The organism is Helicobacter pylori, assembly GCF_002832345.1.
GTDB classification, from domain to species: domain Bacteria; phylum Campylobacterota; class Campylobacteria; order Campylobacterales; family Helicobacteraceae; genus Helicobacter; species Helicobacter pylori_CP.
Map to the genome: position 1 here is coordinate 1 of NZ_PHLZ01000029.1, position 20,080 is coordinate 20,080.

A 20,080-nucleotide genomic window follows, 5' to 3' on the forward strand; every position below is an offset into this window, starting at 1 on the left:
CTGAAAGAAAAGAATGCGAGAAATTACTCACCCCTGAAGCGAGAAAACTTTTAGAAGAAGCTAAAGAGAGCGTCAAAGCTTATAAAGACTGTCTCTCCCAAGCTAGAAATGAAACTGAAAGGAAAGCCTGCGAGAAATTACTCACCCCTGAAGCGAGGAAACTATTAGAACAAGAAGTTAAAAAGAGCGTTAAGGCTTATTTGGATTGCGTATCAAAAGCTAGGAATGAAAAAGAGAAACAAGAATGCGAGAAATTACTCACGCCTGAAGCGAGGAAATTTTTAGAGAAGCAAGCGCTAAGTTGTTTGGAAAAAGCTAGAAATGAAGAAGAAAGAAAAGCATGTTTTAAAAATCTTCCTAAAGACTTACAGGAAAATGTTTTAGCTAAAGAGAGCCTTAAAGCTTATAAAGACTGTCTCTCCCAAGCTAGAAATGAAACTGAAAGGAAAGCTTGCGAGAAATTACTCACGCCTGAAGCGAGGAAACTATTAGAGCAAGAAGTTAAAAAAAGCGTTAAAGCTTATAAAGACTGCGTATCTCAAGCCAAAACTGAAGATGAGAAAAAAGAGTGTGAGAAATTACTCACGCCTGAAGCTAGGAAATTTTTAGAGAAAGAACTCCAACAAAAAGATAAAGCGATAAAAGATTGCCTAAAAAACGCCGATCCTAACGACAGAGCGGCTATTATGAAGTGTTTGGATGGTTTGAGCGATGAAGAGAAGCTCAAATACCTGCAAGAAGCTAGAGAAAAGGCTGTTGCGGATTGTTTGGCTATGGCTAAAACCGATGAAGAAAAAAGGAAATGCCAAAACCTTTATAGCGATTTGATCCAAGAAATCCAAAATAAAAGGGCACAGAACAAACAAAATCAATTGAGTAAAACAGAAAGGTTGCATCAAGCAAGCGAGTGCTTGGATAACTTAGATGACCCTACTGATCAAGAAGCCATAGAGCAATGTTTAGAGGGCTTGAGCGATAGTGAAAGGGCGCTAATTCTAGGAATCAAACGACAAGCTGATGAAGTGGATCTGATTTATAGCGATCTAAGAAACCGCAAAACCTTTGATAACATGGCGGCTAAAGGTTATCCGTTGTTGCCAATGGATTTCAAAAATGGCGGTGATATTGCCACTATTAACGCCACTAATGTTGATGCGGACAAAATAGCTAGCGATAATCCTATTTATGCTTCCATAGAGCCTGACATTACCAAACAATACGAAACAGAAAAAACCATTAAGGATAAGAATTTAGAAGCTAAATTAGCTAAGGCTTTAGGTGGCAATAAAAAAGATGACGATAAAGAAAAAAGTGAAAAATCCACAGCAGAAGCTAAAGCAGAAAGCAATAAGATAGACAAAGATGTCGCAGAAACTGCCAAGAATATCAGTGAAATCGCTCTTAAGAACAAAAAAGAAAAGAGTGGGGATTTTGTAGATGAAAATGGTAATCCCATTGACGATAAAAAAAAAGAAGAAAAACAAGATGAAACAAGCCCTGTCAAACAGGCCTTTATAGGCAAGAGTGATCCCACATTTGTTTTAGCACAATACACCCCTATTGAAATCACTCTAACCTCTAAAGTAGATGCCACTCTCACAGGTATAGTGAGTGGGGTTGTAGCCAAAGATGTATGGAACATGAACGGCACTATGATCTTATTAGACAAAGGCACTAAGGTGTATGGGAATTATCAAAGCGTGAAAGGTGGCACACCTATTATGACACGCTTAATGATAGTCTTTACTAAAGCCATTACGCCTGATGGTGTGATAATACCTCTAGCAAACGCTCAAGCAGCAGGCATGCTGGGTGAAGCAGGGGTAGATGGCTATGTGAATAACCACTTTATGAAGCGCATAGGCTTTGCTGTGATAGCAAGCGTGGTTAATAGCTTCTTGCAAACTGCGCCTATCATAGCTCTAGATAAACTCATAGGCCTTGGTAAAGGCAGAAGTGAAAGGACACCTGAATTTAATTACGCTTTGGGTCAAGCTATCAATGGTAGTATGCAAAGTTCAGCTCAGATGTCTAATCAAATTCTAGGGCAATTGATGAATATCCCCCCAAGTTTTTACAAAAACGAGGGCGATAGTATTAAGATTCTCACAATGGACGATATTGATTTTAGTGGCGTGTATGATGTTAAAATTACCAACAAATCTGTGGTAGATGAAATTATCAAACAAAGCACCAAAACCTTGTCTAGAGAACATGAAGAAATCACCACAAGCCCCAAAGGTGGCAATTAATTCAAGAGAAAGGATAAAATATATTCATGTTACCAAACTCGGTTCTTTACAAAATAAAAGACAAAACCAACAACAGGCTCTTCTAGAGGATATAGTGGCGGAAAAAACCAAGCAAAAACAATGAAAGGAAACAGCAATGGAACTCGGTTTTAATGAAACAGAAAGACAAAAGATCTTAGATAGCAACAGATCTCTTATGGGAAATGCAAATGAAGTAAGGGATAAGTTTATTCAAAATTACGCCTCTTCTTTAAAAGATAGCAACGATCCGCAAGATTTTTTGAGAAGAGTTCAAGAGTTAAGAATCAATATGCAAAAGAATTTTATTAGTTTTGATGTTTATTACAACTATTTGAACAACCTTGTGTTAGCCAGTTACAATCGTTGCAAACAAGAAAAGACTTTTGCAGAAAGCACGATCAAAAATGAACTAACGCTTGGGGAGTTTGTTGCAGAAATTTCTGACAACTTCAATAATTTTATGTGTGATGAAGTGGCAAGAATTTCAGACCTAGTGGCTTCTTATCTGCCAAGAGAGTATTTACCGCCATTCATAGATGGCAATATGATGGGGGTGGCGTTTCAGATTCTAGGGATAGATGATTTTGGGAGAAAGCTCAATGAGATTGTCCAAGATATAGGGACTAAATATATTATTTTGAGCAAAAATAAGACTTATCTCACTTCTTTAGAAAGAGCTAAATTGATAACCCAATTAAAATTAAATTTGGAATAAGAACATGACTGAAGACAGATTGAGCGCAGAAGATAAAAAATTTCTAGAAGTAGAAAGAGCCTTAAAAGAAGCGGCATTAAATCCTCTAAGGCATGCTACTGAAGAACTTTTTGGTGATTTTTTAAAAATGGAAAATATCACTGAGATTTGTTACAATGGGAACAAGGTTGTATGGGTTTTAAAAAATAATGGCGAATGGCAACCATTTGATGTGAGAGACAAGAAAGCTTTTAGCCTGTCTCGTTTAATGCATTTTGCTCGGTGTTGTGCAAGTTTTAAGAAAAAAACAATAGACAACTATGAAAATCCTATTTTGAGCAGCAATTTAGCGAATGGTGAAAGGGTGCAGATTGTTCTTTCCCCTGTTACAGTTAATGATGAAACCATTTCCATATCCATAAGGATACCTAGCAAAACAACCTACCCTCATAGCTTCTTTGAAGAGCAAGGTTTTTATAATCTACTAGACAACAAAGAACAAGCGATCAGTGCGATTAAAGATGGTATTGCTATTGGTAAAAATGTGATTGTTTGTGGTGGCACAGGAAGCGGTAAAACGACTTATATCAAAAGCATCATGGAGTTTATCCCCAAAGAAGAAAGGATCATATCCATTGAAGACACCGAAGAGATTGTATTCAAACACCACAAGAACTACACACAGCTTTTTTTTGGTGGGAATATCACTTCTGCTGATTGCTTAAAGTCATGTTTGAGAATGCGGCCTGATAGAATCATTTTAGGAGAACTCAGAAGCAGTGAGGCATACGATTTTTATAATGTGCTTTGTAGCGGTCATAAAGGCACGCTAACCACTCTGCATGCAGGGAGCAGTGAAGAAGCGTTTATTCGTTTAGCCAACATGAGTTCATCTAATAGCTCAGCAAGGAATATCAAGTTTGAAAGTCTCATTGAGGGCTTTAAAGATTTAATTGATATGATTGTCCATATCAACCACCACAAACAGTGTGACGAATTTTATATCAAACACAGGTAGCAGGCACAATGGAAGACTTTTTGTATAACACCTTATATTTCATAGAGGATTATAAGTTGGTTGTTATTTTTAGTTTCATAGGGTTAATAGCGTTATTTTTTCTTTACAAATTCATAAAAGCTCAAAAAAAGGCTTTTAAAGATAAAGCTAACCAACCTCAAAAGAAAAAAAACTTTAAAGAAATCATTATAGAGGGGCTGAAAGAAAGGGTTAAAACCTTTGGCTTTTGGTTGCAAGCTATACTATTACTATCCTATTCTTTTATCACATCGGGGTTATTTTTCTTAATTCTCTTAGGTAATTTTTATGATGATAATAGATTGCCTGAGAGTGATGATGATCTTTTTGATATATGGATCTATGCGATACAAGATTTTCCTGCATACTATTTTAAGGCACTTGGTTTTAGTTCACTCAAAATTTATGGATTCAATATATCCTTAGTCGTATATAGTTCTATTTTATGCTCTTATATCTTCATTACCTTTTTTGTGTGGTTCTTAAAATACTTAACTCGGACTAGAGACATAGGAGCGAATAAAAAAGTTGATGATCTCTTTGGTAGCGCGAGTTGGGAAACTGAAGAAAAAATGATCAAAGCCAAGCTCATCACGCCCAACAACAAAAAACGCGCCTTTGACAAACGAGAGGTTATTGTAGGCAGGCGTGGCTTGGGGGATTTTATCGCTTATGCAGGGCAGGCGTTCATTGGCTTGATTGCTCCCACTAGAAGCGGTAAGGGGGTGGGTTTCATCATGCCCAATATGATCAATTATCCTCAAAATATCGTTGTGTTTGATCCTAAGGCGGACACTATGGAAACTTGCGGAAAAATCAGAGAAAAACGCTTCAACCAAAAAGTGTTCATCTATGAACCTTTCTCCTTAAAAACACACCGATTCAATCCTTTCGCTTATGTGGATTTTGGTAATGATGTGGTTTTGACCGAAGACATACTCTCTCAAATTGACACACGCTTAAAAGGGCATGGCATGGTGGCTAGTGGAGGGGATTTTTCCACTCAAATCTTTGGATTGGCTAAGTTGGTGTTCCCTGAAAGACCTAATGAAAAAGATCCTTTTTTTAGCAATCAGGCGCGAAACCTTTTTGTCATCAATTGCAATATTTACAGGGATCTCATGTGGACTAAAAAGGGGCTTGAGTTTGTCAAAAGAAAAAGAATCATCATGCCTGAAACCCCTACGATGTTTTTCATAGGTTCTATGGCAAGCGGGATCAACCTGATTGATGAAGACACAAACATGGAAAAAGTCGTGTCTTTAATGGAATTTTTTGGAGGTGAAGAAGATAAGAGTGGCGACAATCTAAGAGCGCTTAGTCCTGCCACTAGAAACATGTGGAATAACTTCAAGACAATGGGTGGCGCTAGAGAAACTTATAGCTCTGTTCAAGGGGTATATACTTCAGCCTTTGCGCCTTATAATAACGCAATGATCAGGAATTTCACGAGCGCTAATGATTTTGATTTTAGGCGTTTAAGGATCGATGCAGTGAGTATTGGTGTGATCGCTAATCCTAAAGAAAGCACTATTGTTGGACCGATATTAGAACTGTTTTTCAATGTGATGATTTATAGCAACCTTATTCTGCCAATCCATGATCCACAATGCAAAAGAAGTTGCTTGATGCTTATGGATGAATTCACGCTCTGCGGCTATTTAGAGACCTTTGTTAAAGCGGTAGGGATTATGGCAGAATACAACATGCGCCCCGCTTTTGTGTTTCAAAGTAAGGCGCAACTAGAGAATGACCCCCCACTTGGTTATGGTAGGAATGGCGCTAAGACTATTTTAGACAACCTTTCTTTGAATATGTATTATGGGATTAACAACGATAACTACTATGAACATTTTGAAAAGCTTTCTAAGGTGTTAGGGAAATACACAAGGCAAGATGTGAGCCGAAGCATTGATGACAATACAGGTAAGACCAACACTTCTATCAGCAACAAGGAGCGGTTTTTGATGACCCCTGATGAACTGATGACTATGGGCGATGAACTCATTATTTTAGAGAACACGCTCAAGCCCATCAAATGCCACAAGGCGCTTTATTATGATGATCCCTTTTTCACTGATGAACTCATTAAGGTGAGTCCAAGCTTGAGCAAGAAATACAAATTGGGGAAAGTGCCTAATCAAGCAACTTTTTACGATGATTTGCAAGCCGCTAAAACCAGAGGTGAATTGAGCTATGACAAGTCTTTAGTGCCTGTGGGTTCAAGCGAACTGTGATTTTAGTTTCTAATCATTGATTTCGTTTTGGAAATCTTTCAAAATCAGATCAAACGCTTCTTTGCTAAAAAAATAATCTTTGTCTTGCATGAAGCGTTTGAGTTTTCCTATATCTTTAGTGAAATTTTCACTCATCAAAAGCTTGTGTGTTCTTTGATTTGCCAGCCATCGCTCTTATTGGATTGTTGCATGCGCTAGATTAAAATTCATTAATCCATTTTTACAGCACCCATGATCAGAGAAAATGGTGCGAATTGGAAGAATTCTTACGCTATATGTCTTTATAAGGAAAGCAAAAGCCTATTCCAAAAAATAAAAAGACAAAATATCTTAACAAAAAGAATCAAAATATATTTTAAAAAGATTAAAAGATAATGATGTAAATGATATTACTATAAATTTGTAAGATAGTAGGAGTATATCACCAAGATTGCTTGTAAAAATTATAAAGATTCAAAATAAGTTAGTATGCTCTACTCGTTGTAACGCACTTGCGAATAAATGCAACGAAACTTTTTCACATAAGCGCCATTAGGGTTGTGTTTCATTCCCCCATTGTAAGCGCCTATGGCCATTTCTACTAATTGATACACGCTTTTGTTGGGGTGTTTTTGGTGGTAATAATCAAAATTTTCTTTTAAAATTTGTTTGGCTAATTGGATCGCAAAACCCACATCGTTTAATAATTTGTATTTGAGGAGCGTTTTAGAATAGGTAGGGTAGAACTTTTTAGCGGTGTTTAAAGTGATATGAAACATGGAATAAGAAGTGTCTTTTTGGGAAATTTCACGCTTGTTGTTCAACCCTAGAGAGCTTTCTAACAAAGCGATAGAAATGAGCGTTCTGCACATTATTTCATTGTCGCAGCCTTTTTGATGGATATGGATAAGATTTTCATACTGCTTGAAACTGATGGTTACTTTTTGGCATGGATAGGCTAAGGAATTAAGAAGCAAAGTCAGACCAATCCATTTCCCAAACAAAACTTTAATTTACTTTGAATCTTTCAGTAACGCTTTTTGTAACTTTTGCTTGTCGTATTTGAGTTTGTCTTTTAAAGGTGAGAGCAGATTTTGAACACTCTCATAACCACACAGCATTCCCTCCTTATAGGGGTCGTTTTTGATTTTTGCATAGAGACTGATGCCATTAGCGTAACACAAGCCATTAGACTTGATATAGTAGCTCTTAATTTCTTCTTCTAGGCTCCTCAAGTCATTAGGGTTGAGAGGTGTTTTTTTGCTGTAAGAATTTTCACTGATTAAAGTCCCCTCATAGCTTCTTTTGATCGTGGTCTCTTTATCCACTAATAACCCATTATAGTTCTCTTTTTCTTTGACAACTCTCATTGTTTCATCAGAATCACTTGTTTGATGAGGAATAGGCACTTCCACTACTCTAGGTTTCTTAGCGTTTTTCTTTTTCAACTCTGCTTCTAAAGCTTTTAGTTTCTTTTGATTTTCTAAGTCTTTGAGCTTGTATTTAGCCAATTCAGCCTCTTGTTTTTCTTTTTCTGCTAAGAGTTTCTTTTCCCTCTCTTCTTCATTGGCTATGAGTTGGGAGTTGGCGATTAGCTCTTCTATGAGCTTCTCTTTGCTGTTTTCAGGAGCGGTTTGGGTGGCATAAGGTGATGGTTGGGTCTCATTGGCGTTATTTGTCTCTTTTAGCCTGTATAAACTATAAGGAGCAATGATATTGGGTTTTTGGGTAACGCTATCGTTAGTGGGCATAGCTACCATCTCATCTCTTAGGGGCGAACACACTTCATCATCGGGTCTGCAGATCACATCGTTGGCGTAGTTGAAATACATTTTCTTTTGTTGTTCAAAAAGCTTATTCTCATCAATTGACGCTCCCTTATCAAGCGTGTGGGAATTGGGATCGCTTCTTTTTGGCACTCTCAAAAAAGTCGCTTGGGCATAAGGCATGTTCTCATTGATTTTTAACACAAACTTAGCGTTTCGTTTGTTGAGCGCTTTTAGAATGTTGTAATACCCATTGACTTGTTCTAATGAACCTGTGATGATGATGAGATCCGCATAAGTCCCCATCGCTCTTGTTTTGATAATGGGATTTTCTATGGATAAGTAATTGTTATAATCCAATAGATCCATAGCGTATAGATAGGTTTTGTCTTTCAAAGCGCTATTACCAAACCAATCCCCAAAGCTTTTATCATTCACGTTCAAGGTGTCGTATATATCAAAAAGCGCTTGAGTTTTTGTGTCATCAACAGAGGCATATTGAGGCTTCTTATTATCAGGAATCTGTTGGCGCTGTTTAGCTTCTTTTTTGAGTCGTTTAGCTTCTTTCTTGGTCTCTTTAGTTTCTTTAGTGGCCTTAATGACCTTATCGGCTTCACTTATTTCTTTAGCATAAAGAGCGTTGGAGATTAGTAAGCCCATGAGCGATACAGAGATTGCTAGTTTTCTAAACATTGGTTTCCTTTTTTTTCAGATTGATATAGAGACAAAATTCCATTGCATTTAAGATAAGTGATATAGCTGTAAAAAACTCATTGTTTTTGAAATTCTTTTTTCTTTTCATTAATCTATTGCATTTGGGACATTTAGGATCTTGTGAATCCATACTAGCAGTCCATTTGCACTTAGGATAATTTTTACATCCTAAGAAAAAAGAATTTTCTTTAATATTAGCTTTTACACCAGCCAAAATGAAACGCTCAAGGCGTTTGATTTTTTGCTTTTCAATCTTATTAAGCAATTCTTTTTTTTCTTTTTCTAAATCTTTTTTTCGTTCGTTTTGTTTTGCAAGATCGATAAAGTAAAACTTCCTATTGTAATTCTTACAAGCGTAAGCTCCTCCCCTACCACTTTCTACTTTTTCCATTATGGGCGTGTTTTCACAATGCAAGCAGACCATTTTCATTGAGCCATTTATTTCTCGTAAAACGCCCTTACAGTCGCCTTTATTTACATAATTAGAGCAACCATAAAATGAGACACCATTCAATTCTCTTTGTATCATTTTAGGTGTGTTACAAACAAGACAAATCAAATATTCTCTGACTCTCTTAATATTAAACTTAGAAAAATTATTACTCACATTGTAACTCGTAGCTAGACTCATATTGCAAATAACTACTCTTAAATCTAAAAAAAGAATTTATAGGTTGCTTATTTAGGTCATGCAGTGAGTAACAAACCACCAGAACACCTAAATTTTTGAAATTTTCTCTTATTCTTTCTTTAGTCAAAATCGTTGTTTTACCTCAGTCTTTAGTCTCTTTAGCTTCAGTTGGTCCGTTGGTAACGCTTGTTGCTTGAGATTTTTGGGTTTCGTTATTGACAGTTGTTGCCGCTTTAGGTTGTTTTTTGGACAATTTTTCAACTAATTTCACTAAGTTGATATTAGAAAAAGACAAAAAGATTCCTATTGCGACAAAGATTATCCCAACAATCCCCATAGCACCGCTCAAGACACAACATAAAACCCCTGCTCCAATGAGACCTAATGAATCATAACGCTTATCAGTCAAACTGTCTTTGAAAAAATTTACAAAAGCGTTTGGTTTCTTTGTTTCATGGGTTGTTTCAGTTGTATTGATTGTGTCAGCCATAGTGTTACCTCCATAAGGTATATTCTCAATTTGTTACTATGAAACAAATTCATGTCATTATAGCAAAAAATATGAAACCATCTCCCTATTGCTTGTTGCCATTATGCTGTTGTTTGTAATTTAAAAAAAGATGATAAAACAAGCTAAAGAATGGCTCAAATTGTAAAAGGACTTGACATGTTTAAAGATTTTTATCGCACCACCCTCTCTTTTTTAAAGCCTTTATTGCTTTTACTAGTTTTATTGTTGCCGTTTTCACTTTGTATAGCTGATGAATATATTAGCATCAGTGATGATTGGGATGAAAGGGCGCGAAATCAGTGGGATGAAATTGCGCGAAATCATAAGACATATTATTTTGAAAATGGTTTAGACCATTTTAATCAAGGCCAATACAAACAAGCCTTTAAAGATTTTAAATTGGCGCAAGAATACAGCATTGGGCTTGGCAGCGTTTATTTAGCCAAAATGTATTTGGAGGGAAAGGGCGTGAAAGTGGATTACAAAAAAGCGCAATTCTATGCACAAAACGCTATCAAAGGGTATGGGAGTGGCATGCTAGGGGGCACTCTTATTTTAGGACGCATGCAAGCAGAAGGTTTAGGGATGAAAAAGGATTTGAAACAAGCGCTTAAGACTTACAGGCATTTGGTTCGCATATTTTCTAATAAAAGCACAAATTATTTTGCTAACAATTTTAGATTACCAAACCTTGCGTTCACTAGTATGCTTATTGGATCGCGATTCATTGATCTTTCAGGTTTGAGCGCGAATCCTATAAAATTTGGAAAGAAGTTTGGAATACTTGTTATGAAATCCACTCAAATCAAAGATAAGACACTTCTTTGGGAAGATATTGCTGAAATTTCAAGCAATATTACTTTACTCAAACAACAAATGGGGGAGATCCTTTATAGAATTGGGATCGCTTATAAAGAAGGGCTTGGCACTAGAAAGAAAAAGGAGAAGGCTAAAAAATTCTTGCAAAAATCCGCAGAATTTGGCTATGAAAAAGCCATGGAAGTTCTGTAGTTGTTAATCAAACTTGTATCAAGCTTGACTGAATGGGTTAAAAAATCCGTTTAGACTGCCCTAATTAAAGCAAAACTCTATTTTTCCATTATAATAGACACTTGATTGTTTTCAATCTCTACATAGAGTTCTTTTTGAGAATTAGAGCTATAAGAGAGCTTGTTTTGCTGGTAAGCTTTGTAATCTTGGTCAAACGCCACATAAAACAAGCGTTTGTTTTGAGAGTTGGGGTAGGGGATCACATTGATAGAAGAAAAAGCGATATTCTTTTTTTCATTTTTCGCAAACACCCTTTTTTTATACTCTTTAAAAGCGTTGAATTTCATGCCGTCATAGCGAGTGAAATTGGGGTTATAAAAACGCATGTAGCGTTCAAAATCGCCCCTAGCCCAGGCTTCTTTCCATTGAAAAAGGGAGCTTAAAATCATGCTCAATTCTTCTTTGGTGCTGGGGAAAAACTTGTCTTCATAGGTGATAAGGAACGCTTTTTCGCCTTTTAATACCTTATCATAAGAGCTTAAAAGCGGGTTTTCAATCGCAATACAGCCCTTGGTGTTCAATTCATTCCGATCGCCATTTAAAGGCATTCCATGCACCCAAATGCCATGCCCAGTGCGTTTTTTCAAGGTGTCATACAAATTAGGGTAATTCGTTACAAAAGCCAAAACGCCATAATATTGATCCAAGTGCTCCAATTTCTGCGTGATACGATACACCCCAATAGGCGTGGCCAAATCGCCCTCTAAAGTCTTATCGCCCTTTTTAGAGCCTACAAGGGCTTTAGAGCTGTTGATTTTTTTAAGCATGTTGTTGTCTATTTCATAAAACTCTAAACTAGGCTTGGATTTATTAGCCACAAATAAAAACTGCTTGTTTTGATAATAGCCAAAATCCGTGTCCTTGTTTTGAAGCTCTTCTGCCCAAAAAGATTTATCCGCTAAATAAGAATCCAGCTTTTGACCCACCACTTCCAAGCCTTGTTTTTGATAAAGACGCATGATTTCCAACAAACGCTCATCAGCATTCAATCCCACAAACCCCATTAATAAAGCCGGTAATACCTTTTTCAATCCCTATTCCTTTGATGGGTATAACCCAGTTTTTGCAAGCTCTTTTCTTCCTTGCTCCATGATTTTTGAGCGATCACTTGCAAGTTTAAAAAAACCTTTTTTTCGCCCACTTCTTGCATTTTCAATCTAGCACTAGTCCCGATGCGTTTGATATTCACCCCGTTTTTGCCTATCACGATTTTTTTTTGGCTTTCTTTTTCTACAATAATACGCGCATACACCTTGTCTATGCGTTCTTCTTCTATAAATTTATCAATCATCACATCGCTTTCATAAGGGATTTCATCGCTCAAAAAATCAAACAAACTCTCCCTAATGATTTCCTTATAAATATCGCGTATTTTTTCATCGCTCATCAAATCCTTTTCAAAAAGCCATGCGCTAGGGTTTAAATGCTTACTGATGCATTCTAAAAGCGCGTTTAAATTTTGAGATTTTTTCGCGCTCAAAGGCACTAGGGCTAAAAATTGCGAATCGTATTTTTGATACTCTTGTAATTTCTGTAAAACCTGCTTATGCGTGGCCATATCAATCTTACTCAAAGCCAAGATATGGGGTTTTTGGCACAAATTTAAAAACTCTTCATAGCCTTTTAAATCGTCATGCACAGAAGCCAAAAAAACGCACAATTCAGCATCGCCCATCGCTTTTAAAGCCTGTGAGAGCATGCACTGGTTGAGTAATTTTTCTTGATGATGGAGCCCTGGTGTGTCTAAAAAAATGATCTGGCTCTCATACCCTTCTTTATCTTTAAAAGGCACGATGCATTTCATCAATTTTCTGGTCGCATTAGCCTTATGCGAAACGAGAGCTAAATGAGCGTTTAATAAAGTGTTTAAAAGAGTGCTTTTTCCAGCGTTTGGTTTGCCTATAAGAGCTACAAAGCCCGCCTTAGTTTTCATTATAAAATATACTTCACTAAATTTTCATCAGCCACTAAATCCTCTAGCTTTGATTGAACCAATTCCTTAGTGATAGTAATATTTTGCCCAGAATAATCCTCCGCTTCAAAACTAATGTCTTCTAGCACTTTTTCAATGGTGGTGTGCAACCTTCTAGCGCCTATATCTTCGCTTTTTTGATTGGCGTTATAAGAAAGTTTGGCTAACTCTTTGATCGCATCGTCTTCAAACGCAATTCCTACGCCTTCCACTTTTAAAAGGGCTTGGTATTGCTTGATGATAGAGGTTTTAGTTTGGGTTAAAATCATATACATGATTTCTTCGGTTAAATTCTCTAACTCCACCCTTAAAGGGAAACGCCCCTGCAATTCAGGGATCAAATCGCTTGGTTTAGAAAGATGAAAAGCCCCTGCTGCAATGAATAAAATATGCTCCGTTTTAATAGAACCATACTTCGTATTCACCACACTCCCCTCTACAATCGGCAATAAATCCCTTTGAACCCCCTCTTTACTGGGATCTTGACGGCTTCCTTCTTTAGAGCTTACAGCGATCTTATCAATTTCATCAATAAAAATCACCCCTGAACTTTCCGCGCGCTTCAAACCCTCCATTTTAATGGCTTCGCCATCTAAAAGCGTGTCGCTAATTTCTGCCTTTAGGGCTTCTTTAGCCTCTTTAACGCTTAAAGTTTTTTTGACTTTATCCTGTTCTTTATGGAAAACCTTAATCAAGTTTTCTTGAACCCTTAAAATTTCAGGCGGCACATTAGAATCAATCTCTATGCTTTTTTTACGCACTTCAATTTCAATTTCTCTACTATCCAACTCGCCTTGCGCGATTCTTTGTTGCATCTTTAAAAGGCTGTTAGCGTATTCTTGTTTTTTCTCTTCGCTCACGCCACTAGGCAAAGGGGGTAGGAGTTTTTTAGCGATTTTTTCTATAACCGCTTCTTCAATCTTGTCTTTTAATTTTTCTTTATGCTCATTTTCCACTAAAAGCACGCTGTTATTGACTAAATCCCTTACCATAGACTCCACATCGCGCCCCACAAAACCCACTTCTGTGTATTTACTCGCTTCCACTTTCACAAATGGGAGTTCCATGATTTTTGCTATTCGTCTTGCGATTTCAGTTTTACCCACGCCAGTAGAACCAATCATTAAAATGTTTTTAGGCGTGATTTCTTCTTGTAAGGATTTTTCCAGTTGCAAACGCCTGTAACGATTCCTAAAAGCGATAGCGATAGACTTTTTAGCTTCCTTTTGCCCAATGATATATTCATCTAAATAAGCGACAATTTCTCTTGGGGTCATATTCAATTTAGACATTAAAGCTCCAAAATTTTAATATTCGTGTTGGTGTAAATGCAAAGATCCCCTGCGATTTTTAAGGACTCTTCTACAAGTTTTCTAGGCTCTAAATGAGCGAAGTGATCTAAAGCCCTAGCCGCGCTTAAGGCGTAATTCCCCCCACTCCCAATGGCAGCGATCTTATTGTCTTCAGCCTCTAAAACATCGCCCGTGCCGCTCAAAATAAAAATGTGATCCAAATTTAAAACGATCATCATCGCTTCTAGTCGGCGTAAATACTTATCCTTGCGCCATTCTTTGCTGAAATCCACCACACTTTTAAACAAATCCCCTTTTTTGCTCTCTAAAATGCGCTCAAACATATCAAACAAACTAAAAGCGTCCGCCGTGCTCCCGGCAAACCCGCTCAAAACCTGGTTGTGATACAAGCTTCTGATTTTTGTCGCATTGGCTTTAACTACGCAATTACCCAAAGTTACCTGTCCATCGCCTCCAATGAGCGCGAACTTCTTATTATCAAATTCCCCTCTATAGCCCAAAATCGTCGTCGCTTCAAACATTTTCTACTCAGCCACCACATCAATTTTAAACACGCCCACAATCCCAAATCCAAGCTTGACTTCAATCTCATAAATCCCTGTGCTTTTAATCGGGTGTTTGAGCTCAATGTCTTTTTTATCTAAATTTAAACTCGCATGCTGTTCTTTCAAACGCTCTGTGATCTCTTCTTTAGTGATCGCTCCAAATAAAGAGCCGTTCGCGCCGACTTTTTTATGGATAGTCAGCGTGATGGTCTGTAAAGTTTCTACCATTTGCAATTTTTGCACCTTTTCTAGGGCTTCTTTTTCCGCTTTCTTTTTAACTTCGGCTTTGTATTTGTTGATCACTTCGTTAGTAGCGAGTTTGGCTTTTTGGTTAGCGATTAAAAAGTTATTCCCATAGCCATCTTTAACCTCACACACTTCACCCGCTTTGCCTAAATTTTTCACATCTTCTAATAATAGAACCTTCATTATATCCCCTTTAAGTTTTAAGTAATTTGTAATTATACTCTTTATTTCAATAAGTTGGGTTTTTATTGCCCATTCCTACCACCCATCTGTTTTTCTAAAGCTTGTCTGATCAATCCCAAACAATAAGGGATATTCTCTTTTGTTTCTAGTTTGACTTCTATGTCCCCATTACCATTATGATTTTTTTTATTGGTCCTATCCTTTGCCAAATTTTTTTCATCTTGCAATTCATGGAATTTCATATTTAAATACAATTTTAAATCCTTTTTTTGCACAACAATATCCACAAAATTTGTTTTAAACTTATAAGCTATATATGTTTTCACAAAATTTTCAGTTATCCTTTCATCAAGAGCTTTAATCTCTTTTCTTAAAATATCAAATAACTCCCTTGAATGAGAGCTAAACTTATAAGAGCTTAAATCATAAGCCTTTTTTTCTCTTTTGCCTTTCTGTTTATATTTCTCTAATGTTTCTGCATCTAGCTTGGGGTAAGTCCAAATCTTTAAAGCCCTATCCGCTAAATCACTAGCTCTTTCTTCAATCTCTTTTTCGCCAAAAGATTCCAAATCTTTTAAACTTTGATTGAGTTTCAACGGGCTTTGTTTGAAGCCGTTTTCCATATCTCTTTTTTCTTGGAAAGAATTGTTACTATACTTCTCGTTATAACCGGTTAGAGTGAGATTGCCTATTGTGTTGAGGTATTTCTCGTGTATTGCTTGAAAATTTTCAAGCAAATCCCTTTCCCATTCTAAATTAAGGGTTTGAGGCATGATGTGTTCTATAGTGCATTCTTGAGTATTGACCGGCTCTTTTGTGTCAAAATTTTCTAACCTTTCAAGAAAGTATTTAATTTTTTGAAGCTTATAAAAATCTATCGTGATAAAAGAATCTCTAAATTCAGAATCTTTAGGAAATTTTCCTGTCGTCTTTTCCAATGATAAAAAATGCGCTTCTATACTTTCAAGATATTGATCTTTATTGATTTTTTTTGTAAAAGAGGGAAAGATTTTATTGAGGCCATTTGATCCAAGCCCGCACACCGCCCTTCTGCAAAGATAACTCTCTGTTAAAGCGATAATAGGGATAAAATCCTGCTTGGATAAAACGCCATCCTTATAATCGCCATAAAGCTCTAGTAATAGCGGATACACCACATCCATTTCCAAATCTACAAGAAAACTTAAAGCCTTGTTTAAATCTTTATCGGCTTCTTTTTTGAATGCAATCTGGCAAAAATACCCACAATATTTTTGCAAATCTTTTAATAAATCCTCTATTTCTATCCCTTCTTTTTGCTGATAATCTTTGAAAGCTTCATAAACTCTTTTCTCTTTGAGAATCTTTCCTGTTTTGATTGTAAGGTAATGCCAGACAAACCGATCAAATAATTTTTCATTTTGTTTAAAATCCTCCTCCATAGCCCTCCAATATTGATTATAAAAATCTTCCTGTTTTCCAACCTCCGTTTCCATTATGATATAGTTTCTGATCAAATCCGTTTGCGTGAGTTCGATACCTTTTGAGTTCATGCTCTCAAAAATAAGTTGAGGATCATCTTTCCCTTTTTCTAAAGCAATCCAAACTATCATGAGTTTTTTTGATCCTTTAAAAATCGTTTCTAGTTTGTCGGTGTTTTCACTGATCCATTTTTCAAACAATTCAAAATTTTCCATTATTTTTACCGAAGGCTCGCTCGGCTTTCTTTTGTTTTTATCAATCAAAAATAGCAAGGTGTCTTTATCAGACTCTGATAAGATGAGTCTGAATTTCTTATTGCCGTCCTTATTGTTGTTAATAAGATAGCTCTCTATTTTTTCACGCGAAAATTTTTCCAAAATTTTAACTTCATCGCTTAAGTGATTCCTTAAAGCGATGAGTAAAAGCGTGATAGTGGTGAGCCTTTGTTGGCCATCAATGATGAGTAATAGATTGTTAGAGTGCGTAATACCATCTCGCTCATACAAAATAGAACCGATAAAATGCCCATTCGCCTTATCATTCCCGCCAATTTTTATAATATCATCCCATAATTGTTCGCATTGTTCCTTTTTCCAACTATACAACCTCTGATAGATGGGGATGACCAATTGTTTTTCTTGACTCTTACTGATAAAGTCTAGCAGTTTCATAGCGTCTGCTTTCATAATACACTCCTTGATTTAGCGGATTTTACCGCATGCATCTTAACAAACTTGATACAGATTTTACTTTTTTACCCCATAAATGCTATAATCACCCCTATCAATCAAACTCAATTCATAACAATTAAAGGTGGTTAATGATAGTAAGAACTCAAAATAGTGAAAGCAAGATCAAAGAATTTTTTGAATTTTGCAAAGAAAATGAAGTGGAATTTGTGGATTTTAGATTCAGCGATATTAAAGGCACTTGGAATCACATCGCTTATTCTTTTGGGGCTTTAACGCATGGCATGTTTAAAGAGGGGATTCCTTTTGATGCGAGTTGTTTTAAAGGCTGGCAAGGCATTGAACACTCCGATATGATTTTAACCCCCGATTTGGTGCGTTATTTCATTGACCCTTTTAGCGCGGATGTGAGCGTGGTCGTGTTTTGCGATGTGTATGATGTGTATAAAAACCAGCCTTATGAAAAATGCCCTAGAAGTATCGCTAAAAAAGCCTTACAGCATTTAAAAGATTCAGGTTTGGGCGATGTGGCTTATTTTGGCGCGGAGAATGAATTTTTTATCTTTGATTCCATTAAGATTAAAGACGCTTCCAATTCCCAATACTACGAAGTGGATAGTGAAGAGGGCGAATGGAATAGGGATAGAAGTTTTGAAAATGGCGTCAATTTTGGGCATAGACCGGGCAAACAAGGGGGCTATTTGCCTGTACCGCCAACGGATACGATGATGGATATTCGCACAGAAATTGTGAAAGTCTTAAACCAAGTGGGGCTAGAAACTTTTGTCGTCCATCATGAAGTCGCGCAAGCGCAAGGCGAAGTGGGCGTGAAATTTGGGGATTTAGTGGAAGCGGCTGATAATGTCCAAAAACTCAAGTATGTGGTTAAAATGGTCGCTCATTTAAACGGGAAAACCGCCACTTTCATGCCAAAACCTTTATATGGGGATAACGGGAGCGGGATGCACACCCATGTGAGCGTTTGGAAAAACAACGAAAACCTTTTTAGTGGCGAAACTTACAAGGGCTTGAGTGAGTTAGCGTTGCATTTTTTAGGGGGCGTGTTGCGCCACGCTAGAGGGTTGGCCGCTTTCACTAACGCTTCCACTAACTCTTACAAACGCCTGATTCCGGGATATGAAGCCCCATCTATTTTGACTTATTCGGCTAATAACAGGAGTGCGAGCGTGCGCATCCCTTATGGGATTTCTAAAAATAGTGCTAGGTTTGAATTCAGGTTTCCTGACAGCTCATCAAACCCCTACTTGGCTTTTGGGGCGATTTTAATGGCAGGCATGGATGGCGTTAAAAATAAGATTGATCCCGGCGAGGCGATGGATATTAACCTTTTCAAATTGACTTTAGATGAAATTAGGGAAAAAGGTATCAAACAAATGCCTCACACTTTAAGGCGATCGTTAGAAGAAATGCTAGCCGATAAGCAGTATTTAAAAGAAGGTCAGGTCTTTAGCGAAGAATTTATTCAAGCCTATCAGTCTCTTAAATTCAATGCTGAAGTGTTCCCATGGGAGAGCAAACCCCATCCCTTTGAATTTATCACCACTTATTCATGCTAAAACAATGAGCAAATCAATAATCCCACTCTAAAAGTTTAGAACAAGGCAAAAATACCTTGTTCTTAAAAGAGTGGTTGGAAAATTGATTTTCTTTGCTTTTTAGTTTTGTTCTAATAGAGTGTCGATAATAAGATTTAACCACTCTTTAGGCGTTAGCGTTTTAAGAAGCCGCATTGAAGAAGCTAAAAATCATTTTAATGAAAAAGAAAAAGAAAAAGGCTCTAACAAGCGATTTAGAGATAAGGAATTTAAAAAATTTCTAAAAGACAGATCTAAAAACGGCATGACTAATGAAGAAATGCAAGTGCTTTTATTGATGATCAACAACGAAAAAGGTAATCTAAGACCTAGTCATAAGGAATTTTTACAAGAATGCCTAATAGAAGCGGTTTTGCACAATAAAAATATCAATAAGACCACTGAGTATGCCATTAGAAATAATATCGCACACTTGCCCATCAATAAAACAGAAGGTTTTTTAGTTAAAACTTATAATCATTCATTGGGAATTTTTAATGAAAACATTGATGAAAAACTTAAAATCCCTAAAAAAGAAAAAGAAATGCTACAACCTTTAAATGCAAATGAAAAACAAGTTTTAAACACTGCTTTAGAAAACAATGAAATAGACGCAAGAACTTTCAAATCATGGGAGCTTGGAAGCAAAGAAGCAAGCAAAGAAAACGCCTCTATGAGTGAAGAATTAACGCATAATAATTCTAAATTATCTCATTTTAATTAAAATAGCACCGCTCAAAATAGTGTAGGACAAAATAATGTAAAAGAGCCTAACACTAAATCTAATAATTCTAAACAAAATCATTCGCTTTCAAATTCGGATCTAACTTCAAATACCGATTACAACAAGCTTGTAGCGGATATGTTTGAAAATCAAATGGACGCTAATGGCAATTATGTTGGCAAAAAATTTAGTACACAAGCTTACGACAACAAAACTCCCTATAAAGTCGCTACCGGTAATGCTAGTGAGTATAGCTCTTATTTGTATTCAAAAAAAACTAAATCCAAAGATGTTGGAATGGAGCGCTAATGAAAAATCAACACAAAAATCCCCCAACAAAAACAAATGAAAACTTATCCATATAACCATTTTTTATTTTTCTGCTTTATTCTAGGAGCGTTTTTATTAGGTTTGCTCAGTCCAGCCTATGCTTTAAGCATTATCACCACTAAAGAAATTGA

General features: G+C 36.6%; 17 protein-coding genes and 2 pseudogenes. 7 read left to right on the plus strand and 12 right to left on the minus strand.

All coding sequences use genetic code 11. From position 1 onward, the window contains the following. From cagY to cag5, 4 genes and pseudogenes are all read left to right on the plus strand, one after another. A pseudogene (cagY, locus tag CXY28_RS07640) lies at positions 1-2,252 on the plus strand (type IV secretion system apparatus protein CagY); the annotation flags it as partial. Positions 2,253-2,388: 136 nt separating this feature from the next. Further along, the gene (cagZ, locus tag CXY28_RS07645) at positions 2,389-2,988 is read left to right on the plus strand and encodes a cag pathogenicity island translocation protein CagZ (protein ID WP_000418828.1); all 600 of its coding nucleotides are present in this window, start codon (positions 2,389-2,391) and stop codon (positions 2,986-2,988) included. A 4-nt stretch (positions 2,989-2,992) separates the two neighbouring features. Further along, positions 2,993-3,985, plus strand: coding sequence for a cag pathogenicity island type IV secretion system ATPase VirB11 (gene virB11, locus CXY28_RS07650; protein ID WP_100980308.1), 993 nt, complete (start codon positions 2,993-2,995; stop codon positions 3,983-3,985). Between the two features lie 8 nt (positions 3,986-3,993). Next, entirely contained in the window at positions 3,994-6,240 is a 2,247-nt protein-coding gene (gene cag5, locus CXY28_RS07655; protein ID WP_100980310.1) for a VirD4 family type IV secretion system ATPase Cag5, read from the plus strand. A gap of 9 nt (positions 6,241-6,249) precedes the next feature. On the opposite strand, the gene CXY28_RS08910 is transcribed toward cag5, so the two are convergent. The 6 genes from CXY28_RS08910 to CXY28_RS07680 form a co-directional block, all read right to left on the minus strand. Continuing rightward, positions 6,250-6,375 carry a hypothetical protein gene (locus CXY28_RS08910; protein WP_001293461.1) on the minus strand — a complete coding sequence of 42 codons (126 nt, stop codon included), beginning with the start codon at positions 6,373-6,375 and terminating at the stop codon, positions 6,250-6,252. A gap of 338 nt (positions 6,376-6,713) precedes the next feature. Further along, positions 6,714-7,223: a VirB1 family T4SS lytic transglycosylase Cag4 gene (gene cag4 / locus CXY28_RS07660; RefSeq protein ID WP_100980312.1), complete on the minus strand. Its 510-nt coding sequence runs from the start codon at positions 7,221-7,223 to the stop codon at positions 6,714-6,716. Between the two features lie 9 nt (positions 7,224-7,232). Beyond that, entirely contained in the window at positions 7,233-8,678 is a 1,446-nt protein-coding gene (gene cag3, locus CXY28_RS07665; RefSeq protein WP_100980314.1) for a type IV secretion system outer membrane cap subunit Cag3, read from the minus strand. Beyond that, complete coding sequence (locus CXY28_RS07670; protein ID WP_100977667.1) at positions 8,671-9,330, minus strand: topoisomerase DNA-binding C4 zinc finger domain-containing protein; 660 nt, start codon at positions 9,328-9,330, stop codon at positions 8,671-8,673. Before CXY28_RS07670 ends, cag3 begins: the two co-directional genes overlap by 8 nt. Then, positions 9,299-9,457 carry a cag pathogenicity island protein gene (locus CXY28_RS08995; protein ID WP_097692370.1) on the minus strand — a complete coding sequence of 53 codons (159 nt, stop codon included), beginning with the start codon at positions 9,455-9,457 and terminating at the stop codon, positions 9,299-9,301. The genes CXY28_RS07670 and CXY28_RS08995 overlap by 32 nt, the downstream gene beginning before the upstream one ends. A gap of 15 nt (positions 9,458-9,472) precedes the next feature. Continuing rightward, entirely contained in the window at positions 9,473-9,820 is a 348-nt protein-coding gene (locus tag CXY28_RS07680) for a cag pathogenicity island protein Cag1 (RefSeq protein ID WP_100977668.1), read from the minus strand. A gap of 177 nt (positions 9,821-9,997) precedes the next feature. On the opposite strand from CXY28_RS07680, the gene CXY28_RS07685 reads away from it, so the two are divergent. Further along, positions 9,998-10,852, plus strand: a complete 855-nt coding sequence (locus CXY28_RS07685; protein WP_100980316.1) for a tetratricopeptide repeat protein — start codon at positions 9,998-10,000, stop codon at positions 10,850-10,852. Between the two features lie 77 nt (positions 10,853-10,929). Here the strand turns inward: CXY28_RS07685 and csd6 are convergent, their stop codons facing one another. The 6 genes from csd6 to CXY28_RS07715 all read right to left on the minus strand — a co-directional run bounded on the left by csd6 (position 10,930) and on the right by CXY28_RS07715 (position 17,297). Continuing rightward, on the minus strand, positions 10,930-11,922 hold the full coding sequence (gene csd6, locus CXY28_RS07690) for a cell shape-determining L,D-carboxypeptidase Csd6 (protein ID WP_100980318.1): 993 nt from the start codon (positions 11,920-11,922) through the stop codon (positions 10,930-10,932). Further along, a complete protein-coding gene (gene era / locus CXY28_RS07695) occupies positions 11,919-12,824 on the minus strand; it encodes a GTPase Era (RefSeq protein ID WP_198542640.1) in 906 nt (301 codons plus the stop codon). The genes csd6 and era overlap by 4 nt, the downstream gene beginning before the upstream one ends. Continuing rightward, positions 12,824-14,155: an HslU--HslV peptidase ATPase subunit gene (hslU, locus tag CXY28_RS07700; protein WP_100980322.1), complete on the minus strand. Its 1,332-nt coding sequence runs from the start codon at positions 14,153-14,155 to the stop codon at positions 12,824-12,826. Before hslU ends, era begins: the two co-directional genes overlap by 1 nt. Then, entirely contained in the window at positions 14,155-14,697 is a 543-nt protein-coding gene (gene hslV / locus CXY28_RS07705) for an ATP-dependent protease subunit HslV (protein WP_000461017.1), read from the minus strand. Before hslV ends, hslU begins: the two co-directional genes overlap by 1 nt. 3 nt (positions 14,698-14,700) lie before the next feature. Continuing rightward, positions 14,701-15,150: a 50S ribosomal protein L9 gene (gene rplI, locus CXY28_RS07710; RefSeq protein WP_198542641.1), complete on the minus strand. Its 450-nt coding sequence runs from the start codon at positions 15,148-15,150 to the stop codon at positions 14,701-14,703. Between the two features lie 62 nt (positions 15,151-15,212). Continuing rightward, complete coding sequence (locus CXY28_RS07715) at positions 15,213-17,297, minus strand: DUF262 and DUF1524 domain-containing protein (protein ID WP_100977672.1); 2,085 nt, start codon at positions 17,295-17,297, stop codon at positions 15,213-15,215. Positions 17,298-17,431: 134 nt separating this feature from the next. On the opposite strand from CXY28_RS07715, the gene glnA reads away from it, so the two are divergent. Continuing rightward, positions 17,432-18,877 carry a type I glutamate--ammonia ligase gene (gene glnA, locus CXY28_RS07720; RefSeq protein WP_100980326.1) on the plus strand — a complete coding sequence of 482 codons (1,446 nt, stop codon included), beginning with the start codon at positions 17,432-17,434 and terminating at the stop codon, positions 18,875-18,877. Positions 18,878-19,010: 133 nt separating this feature from the next. Beyond that, a pseudogene (locus CXY28_RS07725) lies at positions 19,011-19,928 on the plus strand (hypothetical protein); the annotation flags it as partial. Positions 19,929-20,080: the final 152 nt, after the last annotated feature.